Raw genomic sequence first — 18,751 nt, forward strand, 5'->3', positions numbered from 1 at the left:
CAACCCTTCTAACTCTTCCAGCAATTCAATAAACGCCTTATTACAATAATTTCTGCGGTATGATAGGCATTATGGTCGGCCATTTGCAGCGCCTCGCGCAGTAAAGTTTGCCCCTCACCGTGTGGTAACTTGTGGTACAAATCTCCGCTTTTTAATAAGGCAATAAACTCCTCTCTATCTTTGCCAATTTGCGCCACAGTTTTTGCGAAAGCTGATTGATCCGCAGGTTCCGCCTCTTTGGGCCAGTAATCATCAGGCCATTTGGGCGACTTGTGGTTGGCGTCCTTACAAAACTCCAGCATATCCCACTGCGCAATGCGAATATGCTCGGCAAGCTGCCATATACTGTAAGGCAGGTGGTAAGGCCGCTGCCCAATGGCTGTATCGGGTATACCACTCAAGGCATCATCCAAAGTGGCATGGGCACCGCCACCTTCCAATAATTTAATCAGTTCATCAATGAGAAATTGCTCGTTATCCATTTTGTATTATTTTTAACAGCTGATGTTTATTTAATTTACATACGGCATAAAAGTTTTATGTTTATACATCATAAATTGATTCACCTTTCACCGTGTTAAAAAAATTATTCCCACTGGCTGTCATAGCCTGTATATTTTCGGCCTGTAAAAAGGATGGCATGAGCAGCGGCCCGCAACTTACACATGATGATGCCGCTTTTGCCCGTTATGAAGAAAACTTTTTAGATGCGCTATGGAAACTACAGCCCACCCGCGCTACTGAAACCGGTTACCATAAATACGACAGCCTATTGATTGCGCCCGATGCCGGCTACATCAAAAAGCAAGTCAACTTTGCCCGCGCCCAGGCCGATTCGCTGAGCCATTATGAAGGCAATAAGTTGTCTGAGAGCAATAAAATCGATTACCACCTAATTCAGGATGAAACCGATAAAATGCTATGGGAGTTGCAAACCCTTAAGGAGTACGAGTGGAACCCTACTTATTACAACCTCATCGGCACCTTTGCCTATATGCTGAATGAGAAATATGCACCGCTGAATAAACGTTTAACGGCTATGTACCAGCGAATGGCATTTGTACCTGCTTATTACAAAGAAGCCCAAAAACAGGTTAAAAACCCGGTGCCTGAGTTTACACAACTGGCCATTGAACAGCTCAACGGCAGCCTCAGCATTCTGGATGATAACTTTGCCGATTCGCTTAAAAAGTCAACTCTTCCGGCAGCCGAACAAACCAAAATGCTGGAGCGGGCCAAATTGGCTGTACAGGCTATTAAAGGATATACGGGCTGGTTGCAAACACTGAAAAACGACCGCCCGCGTAGTTTCAGGCTGGGCAGGCAGTTGTATGTAGATAAATTTAAATACAACATCCAATCGCAAAGTACGCCACAGCAGGTGTACAACGCTGCGATGGAGCGCAAAAAGTACCTGCACCGCGAAATGGCGAAAATCAGCCGTAAATTGTGGAGTAAATATTTTGGTACGCAAGCGCAGCCTAAAGACAGCCTGGAGCTGATTGCCGAAGTAATTGATACCATTGCTTCAAAACATGTGGCACCAGCTGAATTTCAATCGGCTATTGAAAAACAGATACCCAAGCTAACTGAGTTTGTAAAATCTAAAAACTTGCTTACCCTTGACCCCACCAAACCTTTGATTGTACGCCGTGAACCTGCTTACATGGCCGGCGTGGCCGGAGCTTCGGTAAGCGCCCCTGGCCCTTATGACAAGGGCGGCAACACCTATTTTAATGTAGGCAGCCTGAACGGCTGGAGCGCGGCCAAAGCGGAAAGCTATTTACGCGAGTACAATAATTATACCTTACAAATTTTATGTAATCATGAAGCTATACCCGGCCATTATACCCAATTGGTGTATGCCAATCAATCGCCAAGCTTAATCAAATCTGTATTGGGCAACGGCGCTATGATAGAGGGATGGGCTGTATACAGCGAGCAGATGATGCTGGAAGCCGGCTATGGTAATGACCAGCCCGAAATGTGGCTAATGTGGTATAAATGGAATTTACGCTCGGTATGCAATATGATACTGGATTACAGCGTGCATACCATGAACATGAGCCGCCAGGATGCCCTTAACCTGCTTACCCGCGAAGCTTTTCAGGAGCAAACCGAAGCCGAAAACAAATGGAAACGTGTAACCCTTAGCAGCGTTCAGCTTAGCAGCTACTACACCGGTTACAAAGAAATTATTGATTTGCGCGAAGCCTACAAGAAAAAACAGGCCGACAAGTACAAGGTAAAAGACTTTAACGAAAAGTTTTTAAGCTATGGAAATGCCCCTGTACAATACATCAGGGAATTGATGATGGAGAAGAAAGGGGACTAAAAAGCGAATGTCATGCTGAAATTATTTCAGCATGACATTTTTAAATTTAATTAATTCTGTACAAAAAAACTATCGTTCTCGGTTAAATTCTGCACCTGGCTGATCAGTTTATCCAAATCGAATGGCTTGGGTATAAATTCATCAGCGCCAGCTTCGCCGGCAATACGGCGTCCATCTGTACTGGCTGATATAACAATAATAGGAATGAATTGAGTTTTAGGGCTGCTTTTCAGTTGTTTCACTACCTGATCGCCAGAGAGTACCGGCATCCATAAATCAATAAGCAAGAGGTCTGGTCTTTCGCGGTCAATCACTTGATATACATTCAGGCTGTTAGCTTCTGATATTACTTCATAGCCGCTGTCTTCGAGCACCATTACCATCATGTCCAGGATGCCTTCGTCGTCATCACAAATTAAAATCTTTTTGGTGCTCATTCCGCAATCCCTTCTTCTGTACCTTCTGCCTCTGTTCCCTGCAAAGGCAGTGTAAAGCTAAATGTTGATCCTTTTCCTATTTCACTGTCTACCCAAAGCGATCCGCCATGGTTTTTAATTATCTGGTCGCAAACGTATAAGCCAATGCCCATACCCGGGAAGCGCTGCTGCACCTCGCCCACCCTGTAAAAACGGTCAAATATGCGCTTCTGGTCATCAGAAGTAATGCCCATACCATAATCGGTAACCGATACTTTGATGTAATCACTCACCAAAGACACATATACTAAAACCTCTTTAGCGTCAGGAGCATATTTAACTGCATTTGAAAGCAGGTTACTCATCACCTGTACAATATGCGATTCATCACCATACACATCTACACCGGCCTTACCTTTTATCACTATCTGGTGCGAAGGTGTGGCTGCTTGTATGCCTTCCACCGTCTCGCTAACCACTTCATCAAAGTTAAACGGCTCTTTATGCAAACTTAACTGCCCCGATTGCAGGCGGGATACATCCAGTAGTTCGGCAATCAGTTCATTCAGGCGGTCAACGTGTAGGGCAGTTTTATCTACAATACCTTTAAACTTCTCGCTGGCATCAGTTGGCATAAAACGGGCCATCATTTGTACAAAGCCCTTCACGGTAGTTAAAGGCGTTTTCAGTTCATGGCTGGCTACCGATAAAAAGTCGTCCTTGCGTTTTTCTATTTCGCGGCGGTCGGTAATATCTTCTATCGCAATCAGGATGCGGTCTTTAAAATTTCCCTCAAACTCAATCCTGAACGCATTAAGCAGCATTAGTTTCCGGCCAATATGCGGGAAATCATGCTCCACCTCAAAATCAAGTACCGGGTTGCTGGTTGGCAATACCTTTTCCAGCAGTTCGCGCAGCTTGGCAATGCTCCACTGGCGGTTGCCTAATTCGTATAAAGACTTGCCCTCCGTTTCCTCTCTCGAAACTTTGAAAGTGCGTAAAAAGTGCTCATTAACACTCAATACATTAAGTGTAGGGTCAAGTACAATTAAACTTTCACGTACGGTTTGCACAATACTGCTCAGGTACTCTTCGTTTTCGCGCAGGCTTTTGGTGCGTTCTTCTATACGCTTTTCCATCAGGTCCTGCTGCTGGCGCAGTTCGCGCTCGGCTTGTTTACGGCGGCTGATGTCATGCTGTACACCTACAAAGTGGGTTACTGTACCTTTTTCGTCTTTGATAGGCGACATGTAAAGTTCGTTCCAGAACAGAGCGCCATTCTTTTTGTAATTCCTGATTTCTACCACACAATCTTTACCCTGCTCTATAGCCTTTTTAATCATATCACGCTCAGGCTGATTACGGTCTTCCTTCTGCAAAAAGCGGCAATTGTGCCCGATGATTTCTTTGCGCACATAACCTGTCATGCGTTCAAAAGCCGCATTACAATAGATAATTGGATTATCAGGTAACTGATTATCAGTAATAATGATGCCAGTAATATTGGCATCCAAAGCTTTGTTCAACAGATCAAAGTCTTTAGTAAGACTATCATGAGAGAATGTAAAATCCCCTTTACTATTAATGCTCAAGTGAGTAACTATTTAACAATATGTATAAGTATCAGATATTATAATTGAACCAACCTGTAAATACATAAAATTTACTGCATATAAACGCAGCAAACGCTGTTTAATCAGGTACGATGTTTAACAATAGCAATTGGGGGATGTTTCAAATATAGCATTTTTATGTGTTGTAACGTAAATGGCTGAAAGTGCAAATTTGAAATAAACTTACCACTTTGAGTTGTAAACCAAACCGGCACAACACAGTGAATGCAGCTTCGGCTTATTAGCAAAATGTTTTTCCGCCCTATCACGCTATCCCCTATCTTAGCGGCTATGTTAGCCCCCGAAGCACAGCAACGCATTGCCGCCTTAGCGGCCGAACTGAAGCAGCATAATTACAATTATTATGTACTGGCCCAGCCCACCATTACCGACTATGATTTCGACCAGAAACTGGCTGAACTGGCCCGGCTGGAAAAAGAGTTTCCTGAGTTTTTAGATCCTTCCTCGCCTACCCAAAAAGTAGGTGGTGAGGTTACCAAAGAATTTAAAACGGTAAAGCACCGCTGGCCAATGCTATCGCTGGGTAACACCTACAACGAGCAGGAACTACATGATTTCGACCAACGTATTCGCAAAGCTATTGGCGATAATTTCGAATATGTGTGCGAACTTAAGTTTGACGGCCTTTCTATGAGTATGACCTATGAACAGGGCCAGTTGGTACGGGCCGTTACCCGTGGCAACGGCGTAGAAGGCGACGATGTAACTACCAACGTACGCACTATACACAGCGTGCCCAAAAGACTGGAAAGAGGCGACTACCCTAATTTTTTTGAAATACGCGGCGAAGTACTGATGCACCGCAAGGCTTTTGAGCGATTGAATAACGAACGTATTGAGAACGGTGAAGTGGCTTACGCCAATCCGCGCAATTTTGCATCGGGCACCATGAAGCTGCAGGATTCGGCCGAGGTAGCCCGCCGTCCGCTGGATTGCTTTTTATATTTTCTGTACACAGATAAGCCCTTATTTAAAACCCATTGGGACAGCCTTCAGGCGGTAAAAAAATGGGGCTTTCATGTAAGTGAGCATACCCGCTTATGCAAAAGCTTACCAGAAGTACTTGAATTTATTAACGAGTGGGAGCAAAAACGCTTTGACCTTAGTTTTGATATTGATGGTATTGTACTGAAGGTGAATAATTACGCCCAGCAGGAAGAACTGGGTTTTACCGCCAAAGTACCGCGTTGGGCCATTGCCTATAAATATGCTGCCGAACGGGTAGAAACCATATTAGAAAATATTGAATACAACGTGGGCCGCACCGGAGCTGTTACCCCTGTAGCGCACCTGAAACCGGTATTACTGGCCGGCACTACCGTAAAACGTGCCACCCTGCATAACGCCAACGAAATCTTACGCCTTAACCTGCACGAAGGCGACACTGTTTACGTAGAAAAAGGTGGTGAGATTATCCCCAAAATTATCAGTGTAAATTTAGATAAGCGCAAGCCGGGTGCAGCACCCATAGCTTACCGTACCACCTGCCCGGCCTGTGGTACACCACTGGAGCGCAAAGAAGGCGAAGCCGCTTTTTATTGCCCTAATGATGAAGCCTGCCCGCCACAAATAGTCAGCAAAATGCAGCATTTTGTGGGCCGTAAAGCGATGGACATTGACGGGTTGGGCGATGAAACCATTGAAACATTATATCAGAAAGGCTTTTTAAAGCACATTAGTGATATTTATGAACTGCACCTGCGCCAGGATGAATTAAAGCAGATGGACCGCTTTGGAGAGAAATCAATCACTAATATGCTGGAGGGTATCGATAAATCGAAACAGATGCCGTTTGAAAAGGTGCTGTTTGGTTTGGGTATCCGTTACATTGGTGAAACGGTGGCCCGCAAACTGGTGGCTTATTTTAAAACCATTGACAACTTAAAAGCAGCCACGCTGGAAGAACTCACCGCTGTAGACGAAATTGGCGGCCGCATTGCCGAAAGCCTGCTCACCTACTTTAGCGGAGACATCCACTGGCAGGAAATTGAAAAGCTGCGCAGTCAGGGTTTGCAGTTTGTCAGCGAAGTTAAAGAGGTGGTACTGGCCAGCGAGGCGTTTGCAGGTAAAACATTTATTATTTCAGGCACTTTTGAAAAACACTCTCGCGAGGAACTGAAAGAAATTATTGAGCAGAATGGCGGTAAAATACTCAGCAGCATTTCGGCCAAGTTAAACTACCTGGTGGCCGGTGATAATATGGGCCCATCAAAATTAGAGAAAGCCAATAAATTGAATATCCCGATGATTAGTGAAGATGAGTTAGTAGGGATGTTAGGATAAGCCATCATTTCATCCTAAGTAATAGCGGTTGAACCTGAACAGTGTACTGCACTTTACAGATTCAACCGCTTATATATTCACACTTCATTAAAACCATTGCCCATTTGCACCTGCGTTGTCACCCTGAGGTACTCGAAGGGTAGTTGCAGAGCCATTCATAACATCGGCCTGTGCACCCATGCTTCGAGTGCCTCAGCATGACAAGCGTTAGTTCATATGTATTGAGTCGGCGCATAGGCGCTTTGCTATTGTTCAGCATAATGGCAAAAGGTAAATTGCTTACAGGCAGAATTGAGCGAGCCAACATTTAACACTTCTTAACCTTGAAACCCGCAATAAATTAGCATCTTTAGGCATCATCACGCCTATATGAAATATTTTGTTGCTGTACTGCTATCTTTTTTTGCCCTTACCTCATTTGCCCAGCAGGTTACCCTAAGCGGAATTGTAACCACCGAAGGCGGCAAGCCTGTACCCTTTGCCAGCATTGTAATAAAAGGCACCAGTAAAGGTACCTCGGCCAATAGTGATGGGCATTATGCGTTTAACATTGCCCCCGGCAATTACGAATTGTTTTATAAAGCGATTGGCTACAAACAGGTCAACCGTAAAATAGAGCTTACTACTAATCGCACGGTGAACGTTACCCTGCCAGCCGAAACCTACCAGTTAAACGGCGTGGTGATCAGTTCGGGTGGCGAAGACCCGGCTTATGGCATTATTCGTAAAGCTATCCGCAAGCGCAGTTATTACCTTAATCAAATTAAAAATTACAGTTGCTATACCTACATTAAAGTATTGCAGCGTTCGCTGGATGCGCCTAAAAAATTTATGGGGCGCGATTTAAATCAGTTTGGCCGCGAAGCCGGATTAGACAGCAACCGCAGGGGCATCATGTACTTTTCAGAATCGCAATCCAAACTGGATTTTAAGCAGCCCGATCTGTTTCATGAAGAATTGATTTCATCTAAGGTATCGGGTGCGAGCAATATCCCCAGCTTTAACCGGGCTTATGCTTTGCAAATCAACTTTTACCAAAATCAGCAAAACTGGCCTGGTTTAAGCAACCGGGGTGTGGTATCTCCTATAGCCGATAATGCCCTCAGCTATTATAAATACAAACTGATTGGCACCATTGAAGAAAACGGCATGACCATTAATAAAATACAGGTAATGGCCAAACGTAATTACGACCCTGTTTTTGAAGGCTACGTGTACATTATTGACGGCAGTTGGCGGTTGTATAGCGCCAACCTTACCATCACCAAAAAGGCTGGCATTAACTTTTTAGACACACTGAGTATTAAAGAGCAGTTTGTGACAGTAAAGCGCGACACCTGGGTACCCTCTAATATCGAAATCAACTTTACGGGTGGTTTTTTGAAGTTTAGGTTCGGTGGCTACTTGGTTTCATTTTACCGAGATTATGACCTCAATCCTAAATTTGACGACAAAGAGTTTCAGGAAAAGGTGCGCATTACCAACGAGGTAATGCGGAAAGACAGCAGCTACTGGAACAGCCAGCGCCCTATCCCGCTTACTGACGAAGAGCATACCGATTATGAACGCAAAGCCATTTTAGAAAAACGGCATCAATCCAAAGAATACCTCGATTCGGTGGATAAAGCCAATAATAAGATAGGTCCGGTTAATATATTGGCTACCGGTATTAATGTGCAAAACCGTTACCGGCAGGAGTTTTTCCGGGTGAAATCCATCGGGCAGTCCTTGTTTTACAATACGGTTGAAGGTGCGGGTATTAATTATGGCGCTACTTATATAAAAAAGATAGATTCCACCACCAGCCGTTTCATTACCCTGAACGGTAATTTGCGCTATGGCTTTGTCAACAAGCTATTCCATGCCAATGTTAACGGCAGCTTCCCCGTGGGTGAGTTCCGGTTTGGTTTCAACCTGGGTTCTGATGTGATGGATATAAACAACCAACAACCCTTATCACCTCAATTCAATAGCATTTACAGCCTGCTGTTCAGGGAAAATTACCTGAAACTATACGACAAGCATTTTGGTGCATTCAGCGTTTCACGGCGCATTACAGGTGCCTGGCAGGCCTCGGCAACAGTTGAATATGCCAACCGTAAATGGTTACCCAACACTTCGTTTTATAGCTTCTTCAACCGGGATAAGCAATATACTTCCAATAATCCATTTACGCCGCAACAGGAATATACGCCACTGTTCCCTGAAAACCAATCGTTTAAAATTAACTTGAGCACCAGTTATGATTTCAGCAGGCAGTATGTTACTTATCCGGCCGGCCGTTTTTACCTGCCATCCAAATATCCACGCATCGAGGTATCTTACACTAAGGCCATCCCCAATGTTTTTGGCTCTGATGCCGATTATGATCTGTTAACAGCCAGTGTAAGTAAAGCCGATGTGGTGCTGGGCAACTATGGTAAGTTCTCGTTCTTTTTAGGTGCAGGTAAATTTTTGCGTACCAACAACCTGTATTATACAGATTATAAGCATTTTAACGGCAGTCAGATCGTTTTTAATAAATCCAATCTGAACAGTTTCCTGCTGCTTGACTATTATGATTACAGTACATCTGACAAGTACGTAGAGGCTCACCTGGAGCATAACTTTTCGGGCATCTTCTTGTCGCGTATACCACTGCTGCAAAAATTGAAGCTACAGGAAATTGTGAATTTCAATTATTTGAGCACACCGCAACTAAAAAACTATAGCGAACTGGGTGTAGGTTTACAGTATTTTGCTTTCAGGGCGATGTATGGCTGGTCATTCAACCGGCAAAATAATGCGGCACAAGCCATCAGGTTAAGTGTTACCTTCAGATAGATACGAAACGGAAAAATTGCAGATAAAAGTAATCTACTTTTCAAGTCGGGTTTTATCAGTTGGATGCAAATAACTAACTTGGGCCCTCTTGAAATTCAAACCCATGAACAAATTTTACGGTACCGGTGTAGCCATGGTCACCCCGTTTAACAATGACGGCGAAGTAGATTACAACGGACTCAGAAACCTGATTAACCACCTGATTGAGGGTGGCATTGAATACCTGGTATCATTAGGTACCACCGGCGAAAGTGCAACACTATCGGCCGATGAAAAGAAGAAAATCTGGGAGTTTACCGCTGAGGTGAACCAGGGGCGCGTGCCATTGGTAGCCGGCATAGGTGGTAACGATACCCGCAAAGTAGCCACCGAGGTAAAGCAGTTTGCCGCTATACAAGGTTACGATGCTATACTCTCTGCCAGCCCTTACTATAATAAACCCGTACAGGAAGGCATTTACCAGCATTACAAAGCTGTAGCCGAAAGCACCGATCTACCCGTAATTTTATATAACGTACCGGGCCGCACCGGCAGCAATGTAAGCGCCGATGTAATTGTACGGCTGGCACATGATGTAAAAAACATCATCGCCGTAAAAGAGGCTTCCGGTAATTTTGACCAGTTTAACCAGATTATGCGCGATAAACCGGAAGATTTCCTGTTCATTTCGGGTGATGACCCGGTTACTTTGCCAATGATGGCCATGGGTGCCGTAGGCGTAATCTCAGTAGTTGGTAATGCCCTGCCCCGACAGTTTTCTGACATGGTTCGCCTGTGCCTCAACGGCGACTTTAAAACGGCTCAAAAGGCGCATTATCAGTTAATCGAATTTACCCGTCTCATATTTGCCGACGGCAGTCCGGGTGGCATTAAAGCAGCCCTGGCTCATTTGGGTATTTGCAGCGATGCTGTTCGTTTACCGTTAGTAAATGTAAACCCTGGCATAGCCGAAAAGATAATTGCACAAACGCAGCAAATTTTAGCTTAACAAAAAAGCCCGGTAATAACCGGGCTTTTTCATTGCTATAGAATGCAAATTACTTTGCTTCTTTGTTTTTGGTTTCCTGTACTTCAGTACGGATTTCCTGAGCCAGGTTTTTCAGATCTTGCATACCTTTACGTAAACGGGTGCCAGCAGCGCTGTTACCTTTAGCGTAGAACTTGTCTGCATCACCTTCTAATGAAGCAATTAACTCTTTTACTTTGCTGAATTTTTCCATGGTCTTATAATTTTAAGATTGAGGTTTATTGTTTTATAGCGGCTAATCTATAAACCTTTTTTGATTATAAAAACAATTCGGCCCAAAAACTGCGTTTTTGATGCGTTTAGCCGTATTTAGAATAGTTGAAGTAGAAAATGTGTTGTACAAGTTAAGCGAAATAGCATTACGCGTTACAACTGATAAGATTTAGTCAAACTCAATGCCTATCTTGGGGGTGCACCTATTTACTACTATGAAATTAAACAATGCACTTAAAGATGCGGGGCTAATTGCAGCCGGTATTCTATCCGCCGCATTAGGATTGAAAGGCTTTTTGCTCTCCAGCCGCTTTATTGATGGCGGTGTTACCGGTATTTCCATGCTGGTATCTGATGTAACTGCCGTTCCGCTATCAATTCTGCTGTTTGCTTTTAACCTGCCCTTCTTGTTTTTAGGCTACCGCCGGATGGGCAAAACCTTTGCGATTAAAAGCATTTTATCTATTGCCGGCTTGTCGCTTTGCCTGGCGTTTATTCACTTCCCTGATATTACGCCTGACAAACTGTTAACGGCTGTATTTGGCGGCTTTTTCATTGGCGTAGGTATCGGGCTGGCTATACGCGGCGGTGCCGTGTTGGATGGCACTGAGATTGCCGCTTTGTTATTAAGCAAACGCATCACCCTATTTAAAGTGAGTGACCTGATATTGGTGCTCAATGTATTTATCTTCTCATTAGCTGCCTTCGTGCTGGATATTGAGTCGGCTTTATATTCCATCCTCACTTACCTGGCCGCCTCCAAAATGATTGATTTCATTTTAAACGGCATTGAGCAATATACCGGCGTTACTATTATATCGGCGCATAGCGATATATTAAAGCCCATCATCACCAACAAACTGGGCTTAGGCATTACCATTTACCAGGGTAAATTAGGCTATGGTAAAGTAGGCCATATTGATGACCCACGGGACATTATTTTTACCATTGCAACACGCTTAGAAATACCCGGCCTAAAGCAGGCGGTATTGAAAGTTGACCCGGCTGCATTTATCATCCAACAAAATATTGATGATGCAACGGGTGGGTTAGTGAATAAAAAGGTATTGCATTAAGTTTTTTGTGTTGTGAGGAAGGAAGGCAATCAATCATTAAGCTACCCTCCGCCACGTCATTGCGAGGTACGAAGCAATCCCCTACTTACAGAGTCAACATACAAGAGTTGCAAATCGAGGATTGCTTCGTACCTCGCAATGACGTGGTAATATAAAACAACAAAGCCCTTCATTTAATGAAGGGCTTTGTTGTTTTATCTATAGAGCAACTTACGCTACTTCCATTTTCGCTTCTTTATAAGCGCCTGATTTCAGTTTATCTGATACCTCGGCAAAAGCATCTAGTGAGCGCTGTACATCTTCTAAAGTGTGCACGGCAGTTGGAATCAAGCGCAGCTCAATTAAACCTTTAGGAATCACCGGGTAAACTACGATTGAACAGAAGATACCATAGTTCTCGCGCAAGTCGCGGGTTAGGGTGGTTGCTTCGTTCAGGTCACCTTTCAGGAAAACCGGGGTTACCATGGTGTTGGTGATACCGATATCAAAGCCACGTTCTTTTAAGCCGTTTTGCAAGGCGCGGGCAATGGTCCACAGCTTCTCGCGCAGCTCCGGACTGTTTTTCAACAGTTCGAAACGCTTTTTAAGCCCCAATACCATTGGCATAGGCAAAGCCTTGGCAAAGGTTTGTGAGCGCATGTTGTAGCGCAGGTAATTAATAATCTGGCGGTCGGCCGCTACAAAGGCGCCTATACCGGCCATTGATTTAGCGAAAGTACCGAAATACACATCTACCCCTTCTATACAATCTTGTTCTTCGTGGGTACCCGCTCCGGTTGGGCCCATGGTACCAAAACCGTGTGCATCATCAATCAATATGCGGAACTTGAATTTATCTTTAAGCTCTAAAATTTCCTTGATTTTACCCTGCGCGCCCGACATTCCGAATACACCCTCGGTAATAACCAATATACCACCGCCGGTTTGGTCGGTAATGCGTTTGGCACGCTCCAGTTGCTTTTCGCAGCTGGTTACATCATTGTGCTGGTATACAAAGCGCTTGCCCATATGCAGGCGTACGCCATCAATAATACAGGCATGAGATTCGGCATCATATACAATTACATCATTACGATCTACTAAAGCATCAATAATAGATACCATGCCCTGGTAACCGTAATTCAATAAAAATGCAGCTTCTTTACCTACAAAGGTTCCTAAGTTTTGCTCCAGTTCTTCATGGTGGCGTGAGTTGCCCGACATCATGCGTGCACCCATTGGGTAAGCCATACCGAACTCTGCCGCCGCTTTCGCGTCAGCTTCCCGTACTTCGGGATGGTTAGCCAAACCCAAATAATTATTAAGGCTCCAAACTAAATGCTCTTTACCATTAAAATACATATGAGGCGCTATCTCGCCATCCAGCTTGGGAAAAGAGAAATATCCGTGCGACCACTCCTGATGCTGGCCGATAGGCCCTCCCATCGTTTTCGATATTTTGTCAAATAAATCCAAAGTCTATACTATATGCAGTTAAGATACAAAGATAATTTATAAAAAAGGCTATGCAAAGGTTATAACTTTTTATAATGGCTTATAACAAGAAAGCCTTTGTAGTTTTACAAAGGCTTTACAATATGGTTCGAATTAAGCTTAATCTACGTTATCGTGCAAAAACGAATTGTTGTTGCGTAATTCCGTGGTGCCATCATTATCTGATAATGAGAAGCGTGAAATCTGGCTTTCGTTTGAGGCCGGTGTTTGTTGCAGGGCAATCTCTTTACGCTTATAAGCCGGAATGTTTTCCATCTCCTGGATATTACCGGTGCGCAGTTTCATGCTCAGCTCTTTCAGTTTCAAAATACGGTCGCGTGAGCGGATCAGCTGCTCTTCCATCGACTCATCTGTTTTGTTATCATCCGGACCGGCAACGGGCTGAGGTTCTGGTTCAGGCTCTGGCTGGCGTACCGGCTCAAAATTCATTACCGTTTCAGTGACCTTCAGGGTAAGCTCGCCCGGTTCAGGCTCGGCTGATTGCTGCATTGGCTCATCCATTAAAGAATGTTTGATCACTTGCGGCTCCTCATTGCGGGCAAACAAATCGAACATACTGCTTGACTGTTGCCTTGCAGTTACCTCCTGTTGCTTTACATAAGGCTCATTGGCACTTTCAGTTTTAGCAGCATTAGGGCTGATAAATTCATTTACTGGTTTTACCAGTGGTGCATTTTCAGGTGTCAACACAGAAATGATTTTCTTGTTGCTCATCTCCTTCTCGCGCTCATCTTTGGTTTGGAAACCGGTAGCAATAATAGTTACCAGAATTTTATCGCCCAAGGCTTCATCCTTACAGTTACCCCAAATCAGATCGGCAGCTAAACCAGCTTCTTCCTGAATGTAGTCGGTAATAACGCTTACCTCATCCATAGTTACTTCCTGGTCGCCAGAGCTGATATTTAATAGAATATAGCGAGCACCTTCAATTTCGTTATCTTTCAACAACGGAGAAGATAAAGCACCTTCTACAGCACGCAGTGCGCGGTTTTCACCTTCGGCCGCATGGCTGCCCATAATGGCTACGCCACTGTCTTTCATTACAGTGCGCACGTCTTTGAAATCGACGTTGATATAGCCGGGCAGGGTAATAATCTCGGCAATACCTTTAGCAGCTGTGGTTAAAATATTATCAGCCTGTGCAAAAGCAGCACCCAAAGTTAAGTTACCGAATATGTTACGCAAACGGTCATTCGAAATTACCAGGAATGAGTCTACATACTTCTTCAGTTCTTCTAAACCTTCTTCAGCCTGTAGCTTACGGCGTTTGCCTTCAAACGAAAAAGGCGTGGTAATGATACCCACGGTTAAAATATCAAGCTCGCGTGCAGCTTTGGCAATAATAGGGCTTGCACCGGTACCGGTACCACCACCCATGCCGGCAGTGATAAACAGCATCTTGGTGTTCGCACCCAGCATCTGCTTAATATCTTCAATATTTTCAATAGCTGAGTTCTTACCCACTTCGGGAATGGAACCCGCACCCATACCTTCTGTTAAACTGGCGCCTAACTGTACTTTGTTTGGAATCGGGCTCAGTTCAAGTGCCTGTGCATCGGTGTTACAGATAATGAAATCCACACCGCTGATTCCCTGCTTGTACATATGGTTAACCGCGTTGCCGCCGCCACCGCCAACCCCAATCACTTTGATGATTGACGATTTTTCTTTTAACATCTCAAACTGCATGATTTTGATTTCCAGCTATATATATGGGTGATGAATGATTGAATTAGTAACTGTAATAATATCACTTTTTCCAGAGATAATGCTGTAGATTTTTAATTTATATTAAAAAATCTTTTATCTGGCTGGTAAATAATATTATAGCGCGTTTTCTTGCGGTATTACTTTAAAAAATCTTCGTCTTTTATATCGTCTTTAATAAATTTCTTACCTGTCTCTAAAATTTTCCCTAACAAGCCCAGGCGGCGATCGTCGGTATAGCGTGCCGGCTTTTCGGCTTTCACTTCGGGCTGCTTAGTGTACGGAATGCTGTCATACTCCATCTTCTGGATACCCTTAATAAGCAGGCCGATACCGGTAGCATACATTGGGCTTTGCATTTCCTCGTAGATGTTTTTAGGTAACACTTCGTTTTTGGCCAGGTGCTCGTTCGGTAAACCGATACGGCAATCCAAACCGGTTACATATTCTACCAGTTGCGATAAATGCTTTAACTGCGCACCACCACCGGTGATGACAATACCGGCAATCAGTTTCTTTTCATAACCCGAAGATTTGATTTCATAATACACATGCTCAATAATCTCCTCCATACGGGCCTGAATAATGTAAGCCAGGTTTTTTACTGAGATTTCTTTTGACTCGCGGCCTCTTAAGCCGGGTACGCATACAATCTCGTTCTCCTTGTTCTCATCGGCCAGGGCAGAACCAAACCGTACTTTCAACTGCTCAGCAATGTTGCGCATTACCGAACAACCTTCGCGGATATCTTCAGTTACGCTGTTACCACCGAAAGGAATTACGGCTGTATGGCGGATGATGCCTTCATGGAAAATAGCTACATCCGTTGTACCACCGCCAATATCTACCAATACCACACCGGCTTCTTTTTCCTCTTCGCTCAATACAGATTCAGCAGAGGCCAGGGGCTCTAAAATCAATTCCTGGCTTTCCAGCTGGGCTTTGGTTACACACTTTACAATATTTTTGATAGCCGTTACCTGGCCCGAAATGATATGGAAGTTGGCTTCAAGACGTACACCGGCCATACCGATAGGATCTTTGATACCGGGCTCGTTATCTACAGTAAACTCCTGCGGCAACACATGGATAATTTCTTCACCGGGAGGCATTACCAGGTTATACATATCTTCAATCAGCTTATCGATATCCTTGCGGCCAATTTCGCTGTTTAAATCGCGGCGGGTAATCATGCCGCGGTGCTGCAGGCTTTTAATGTGCTGGCCGGCAATACCTACGTTTACCACACGCACCTCAACGTTTGATTGTGCGCTGGCTACGTCTACCGCCTGTGCAATGCCCTGCACTGTTTTATCGATATTAGATACCATGCCACGGGTAACGCCTGCCGACTCGGCTTTACCAATGCCCAATACCTCTATCTTTCCGTTTTTGCTTCTGCGGCCTACAATTACGCAGATTTTTGTTGTGCCGATGTCCAATCCAACCACGATTGGAGAGCTTTTTTCCTGTGCTGAGCTTTTTTCCATGATTAATGCAGTATTTGAGCTGTATCCTGTGTAAATTTTGTTGTGTCTTTTGCTGGTGCGGCTTTTTGTTTAGCAGCTGTGTCTGCAGCTAAGCCATCGCTTTTAATGCCTACCACTTGGTTGGCGTATTTAATATTAATTACCTTATAAGTGTCCCATCCTACCACCGGCAGCGCCTTTTGGTAAAACAGTTTCAGGTTATGAAACTTAGTTTCCAGCGAGTCGGCATCACCCAGCAAAATGCGGTGGTTGCCTACGCGCGGAATGAGTTCTATCTCGCGATCCTGGTTAACGTAGATCTGTGCAATCTGGGCATCCCATAGCGAGTCCTTGCGGATGAAATCGGCTGTTTTAAACAGATTTTTGGCTAAAGCCGTATGCAATGTATCTACCTTATTGCCAAACACCTCGTCAATGTACCCATTGGCGGCCAGTACCCGTGCGGTAAAGTTGTTAGACAGCGGAAGTTTGATGCCATACTTGTCTACATAGTAGTCCTGGTCAAACCGGTTCATGATGCGCATAATGGGCTGGCGCTGGCTTACCTCTACCCATATCACCCCATCCATGTCGGCATACACCTTGGCGAATTCAATAAATGGATTTGCCTTCAATTTGTTTTCCAGTTGATGAATATTTATGAGCTCCATTTTACGCCCGATTAAGGTATGGCTGCTCATGCCTAAAATATTATCCACCTCCTGCTTATCAATAAAATACTGGCTGCCCGGAATGTACACCCGTACCGCCTTGCATACTACGCCATCTTTTTTAAACTCAATGAAACTCATGAGCGCCACCAGTGCACCCAGGCTTATCGCCCAGCAAAAGCCCGCAAAAATACGTTTCCACAACGTTTTATTTTTAAACATTTTGCAATACTTGTTTCAAAGGTTCTACCATCTGGTCAATATCTCCTGCACCTACCGTAAGCAGCAGTTCGGGCCGCGCAGTACTTACACGGTTTACAATCTCCTGGCGGCTCATCATGTATTTATCCTTCAGCTGCATCTGGCTCAAAATGGTTTCGGAACTGATGCCTTCAATCGGCAGTTCCCGTGCCGGGTAAATATCCATCAGCAGCAGTTCATCGGCCATATCCAGTGCGGCGGCAAAGCCAGGTGCAAAATCACGGGTGCGTGTATACAAATGCGGCTGGAATACTACCGTAAGCTTACGATGTGGGTATAACTTTTTTACCGATGCCAAACAGGCCTGCAGCTCGGCAGGATGATGGGCGTAGTCATCAATAAAAACATGTGCCTCTGTTTTAATAATATATTCAAAGCGGCGCTTTACCCCAGCAAATGAGCCCAGGGCATCTTTAATTTTTTCAGCATCCACACCGAGGTACAGGGCGGCCTGTATGGCAGCTACTGCGTTCTCAATATTATGTAATCCGGGTATGCCCATCCGGATATTGCGGATACTGATATCATTGTTTTTAAAATCAAAGTAGAAGTCGCCGTCTTCAACGCAAATATTATAGGCCATAGCTTCGGCATCCTGCCCGTTGGCTGAATAGTAATGTGCGCCATTAATCTGCAAGCCCTGCATTACAATCAGTTTTCCTTCTGGTTTCAATTGAGAAGCAAACAGCCGGAACGACTCCTGTAAATGTGAATGATCACCGTAAATATCTAAATGATCGGCATCCATTGAGGTGATAATAGCTACATCGGGGTGCAGGGTTAAAAACGAGCGGTCGTATTCATCAGCTTCAACCACCATTACGTTGCTGCTGCCGTACAATACATTACTTTGGTAATTGGTAGCAATGCCACCTAAGAAGGCAGAGCAATCCACACCCGAAGATTTCAGTACATAGGCAATCATGCAAGAGGTAGTGGTTTTACCATGCGTACCTGCCACAGCCACCGTATAGCTGCCTTTGCTGATAATACCTAATACCTGTGAGCGCTTATATAACTCGAAACCCCGCTGCTGAAAAGCGTTCAGGATAACTGAGTTTTTAGGGATGGCCGGTGTATAAATGACCAGCGTTTCTTCATTGGGCTGGTTAAACTGCGCCGGGATAGCCGCAACCTCATCATCAAAAGTGATAGTTATGCCTTCCTGCTCTAATTCTGTGGTTAACGGGGTCGAAGTTTTATCATAACCAAACACAGCGCAGCCTAAATGACAGAAATAGCGGGCAAGGCCACTCATGCCTATGCCGCCAATACCAATCAGGTACACTTGTTTTATCATGTTCAACTCCATTATCAATTACTATTATTAGTACTTATAGGT

The 18,751-nt window shown here is 44.4% G+C and carries 14 protein-coding genes; 5 read left to right on the plus strand and 9 right to left on the minus strand.

Features of this window, described 5'->3' with window-relative positions:
* Positions 1-8 precede the first annotated feature (8 nt).
* A complete protein-coding gene (locus ACYVNW_RS08420) occupies positions 9-482 on the minus strand; it encodes a DinB family protein (protein WP_460679408.1) in 474 nt (157 codons plus the stop codon).
* A gap of 92 nt (positions 483-574) precedes the next feature.
* Between ACYVNW_RS08420 and ACYVNW_RS08425 the strand changes: the two genes are divergently transcribed.
* On the plus strand, positions 575-2,335 hold the full coding sequence (locus ACYVNW_RS08425) for a DUF885 domain-containing protein (protein WP_460679409.1): 1,761 nt from the start codon (positions 575-577) through the stop codon (positions 2,333-2,335).
* A gap of 50 nt (positions 2,336-2,385) precedes the next feature.
* On the opposite strand, the gene ACYVNW_RS08430 is transcribed toward ACYVNW_RS08425, so the two are convergent.
* Positions 2,386-2,772, minus strand: coding sequence for a response regulator (locus ACYVNW_RS08430; RefSeq protein ID WP_460679410.1), 387 nt, complete (start codon positions 2,770-2,772; stop codon positions 2,386-2,388).
* Entirely contained in the window at positions 2,769-4,343 is a 1,575-nt protein-coding gene (locus ACYVNW_RS08435) for a PAS domain-containing sensor histidine kinase (protein WP_460679411.1), read from the minus strand. The genes ACYVNW_RS08430 and ACYVNW_RS08435 overlap by 4 nt, the downstream gene beginning before the upstream one ends.
* A gap of 312 nt (positions 4,344-4,655) precedes the next feature.
* On the opposite strand from ACYVNW_RS08435, the gene ligA reads away from it, so the two are divergent.
* The 3 genes from ligA to dapA all read left to right on the plus strand — a co-directional run bounded on the left by ligA (position 4,656) and on the right by dapA (position 10,479).
* Positions 4,656-6,668 (plus strand): NAD-dependent DNA ligase LigA, encoded by a 2,013-nt coding sequence (gene ligA / locus ACYVNW_RS08440; protein WP_460679412.1) that lies wholly within the window; start codon positions 4,656-4,658, stop codon positions 6,666-6,668.
* Positions 6,669-7,037: 369 nt separating this feature from the next.
* Positions 7,038-9,491 carry a DUF5686 and carboxypeptidase regulatory-like domain-containing protein gene (locus ACYVNW_RS08445; RefSeq protein ID WP_460679413.1) on the plus strand — a complete coding sequence of 818 codons (2,454 nt, stop codon included), beginning with the start codon at positions 7,038-7,040 and terminating at the stop codon, positions 9,489-9,491.
* A gap of 103 nt (positions 9,492-9,594) precedes the next feature.
* Positions 9,595-10,479, plus strand: coding sequence for a 4-hydroxy-tetrahydrodipicolinate synthase (gene dapA / locus ACYVNW_RS08450; RefSeq protein WP_460679414.1), 885 nt, complete (start codon positions 9,595-9,597; stop codon positions 10,477-10,479).
* 49 nt (positions 10,480-10,528) lie between these two features.
* Here dapA and ACYVNW_RS08455 read toward each other — a convergent pair whose 3' ends face one another.
* Entirely contained in the window at positions 10,529-10,711 is a 183-nt protein-coding gene (locus ACYVNW_RS08455; protein ID WP_460679415.1) for a histone H1, read from the minus strand.
* Between the two features lie 235 nt (positions 10,712-10,946).
* Here ACYVNW_RS08455 and ACYVNW_RS08460 point away from each other — a divergent pair, with 235 nt between their 5' ends.
* Positions 10,947-11,807: a YitT family protein gene (locus ACYVNW_RS08460; RefSeq protein ID WP_460679416.1), complete on the plus strand. Its 861-nt coding sequence runs from the start codon at positions 10,947-10,949 to the stop codon at positions 11,805-11,807.
* A 210-nt stretch (positions 11,808-12,017) separates the two neighbouring features.
* On the opposite strand, the gene ACYVNW_RS08465 is transcribed toward ACYVNW_RS08460, so the two are convergent.
* The 5 genes from ACYVNW_RS08465 to murC form a co-directional block, all read right to left on the minus strand.
* Positions 12,018-13,262 (minus strand): aminotransferase class I/II-fold pyridoxal phosphate-dependent enzyme, encoded by a 1,245-nt coding sequence (locus tag ACYVNW_RS08465; RefSeq protein ID WP_460679417.1) that lies wholly within the window; start codon positions 13,260-13,262, stop codon positions 12,018-12,020.
* 138 nt (positions 13,263-13,400) lie between these two features.
* Entirely contained in the window at positions 13,401-14,990 is a 1,590-nt protein-coding gene (gene ftsZ / locus ACYVNW_RS08470) for a cell division protein FtsZ (RefSeq protein ID WP_460679418.1), read from the minus strand.
* A 158-nt stretch (positions 14,991-15,148) separates the two neighbouring features.
* Positions 15,149-16,498 (minus strand): cell division protein FtsA, encoded by a 1,350-nt coding sequence (ftsA, locus tag ACYVNW_RS08475; protein ID WP_460679419.1) that lies wholly within the window; start codon positions 16,496-16,498, stop codon positions 15,149-15,151.
* A gap of 2 nt (positions 16,499-16,500) precedes the next feature.
* A complete protein-coding gene (locus ACYVNW_RS08480) occupies positions 16,501-17,370 on the minus strand; it encodes a cell division protein FtsQ/DivIB (RefSeq protein WP_460679420.1) in 870 nt (289 codons plus the stop codon).
* Positions 17,363-18,721 (minus strand): UDP-N-acetylmuramate--L-alanine ligase, encoded by a 1,359-nt coding sequence (murC, locus tag ACYVNW_RS08485; protein ID WP_460679421.1) that lies wholly within the window; start codon positions 18,719-18,721, stop codon positions 17,363-17,365. Before murC ends, ACYVNW_RS08480 begins: the two co-directional genes overlap by 8 nt.
* Positions 18,722-18,751: the final 30 nt, after the last annotated feature.

The sequence above is a fragment of the Mucilaginibacter koreensis genome, assembly GCF_054783355.1.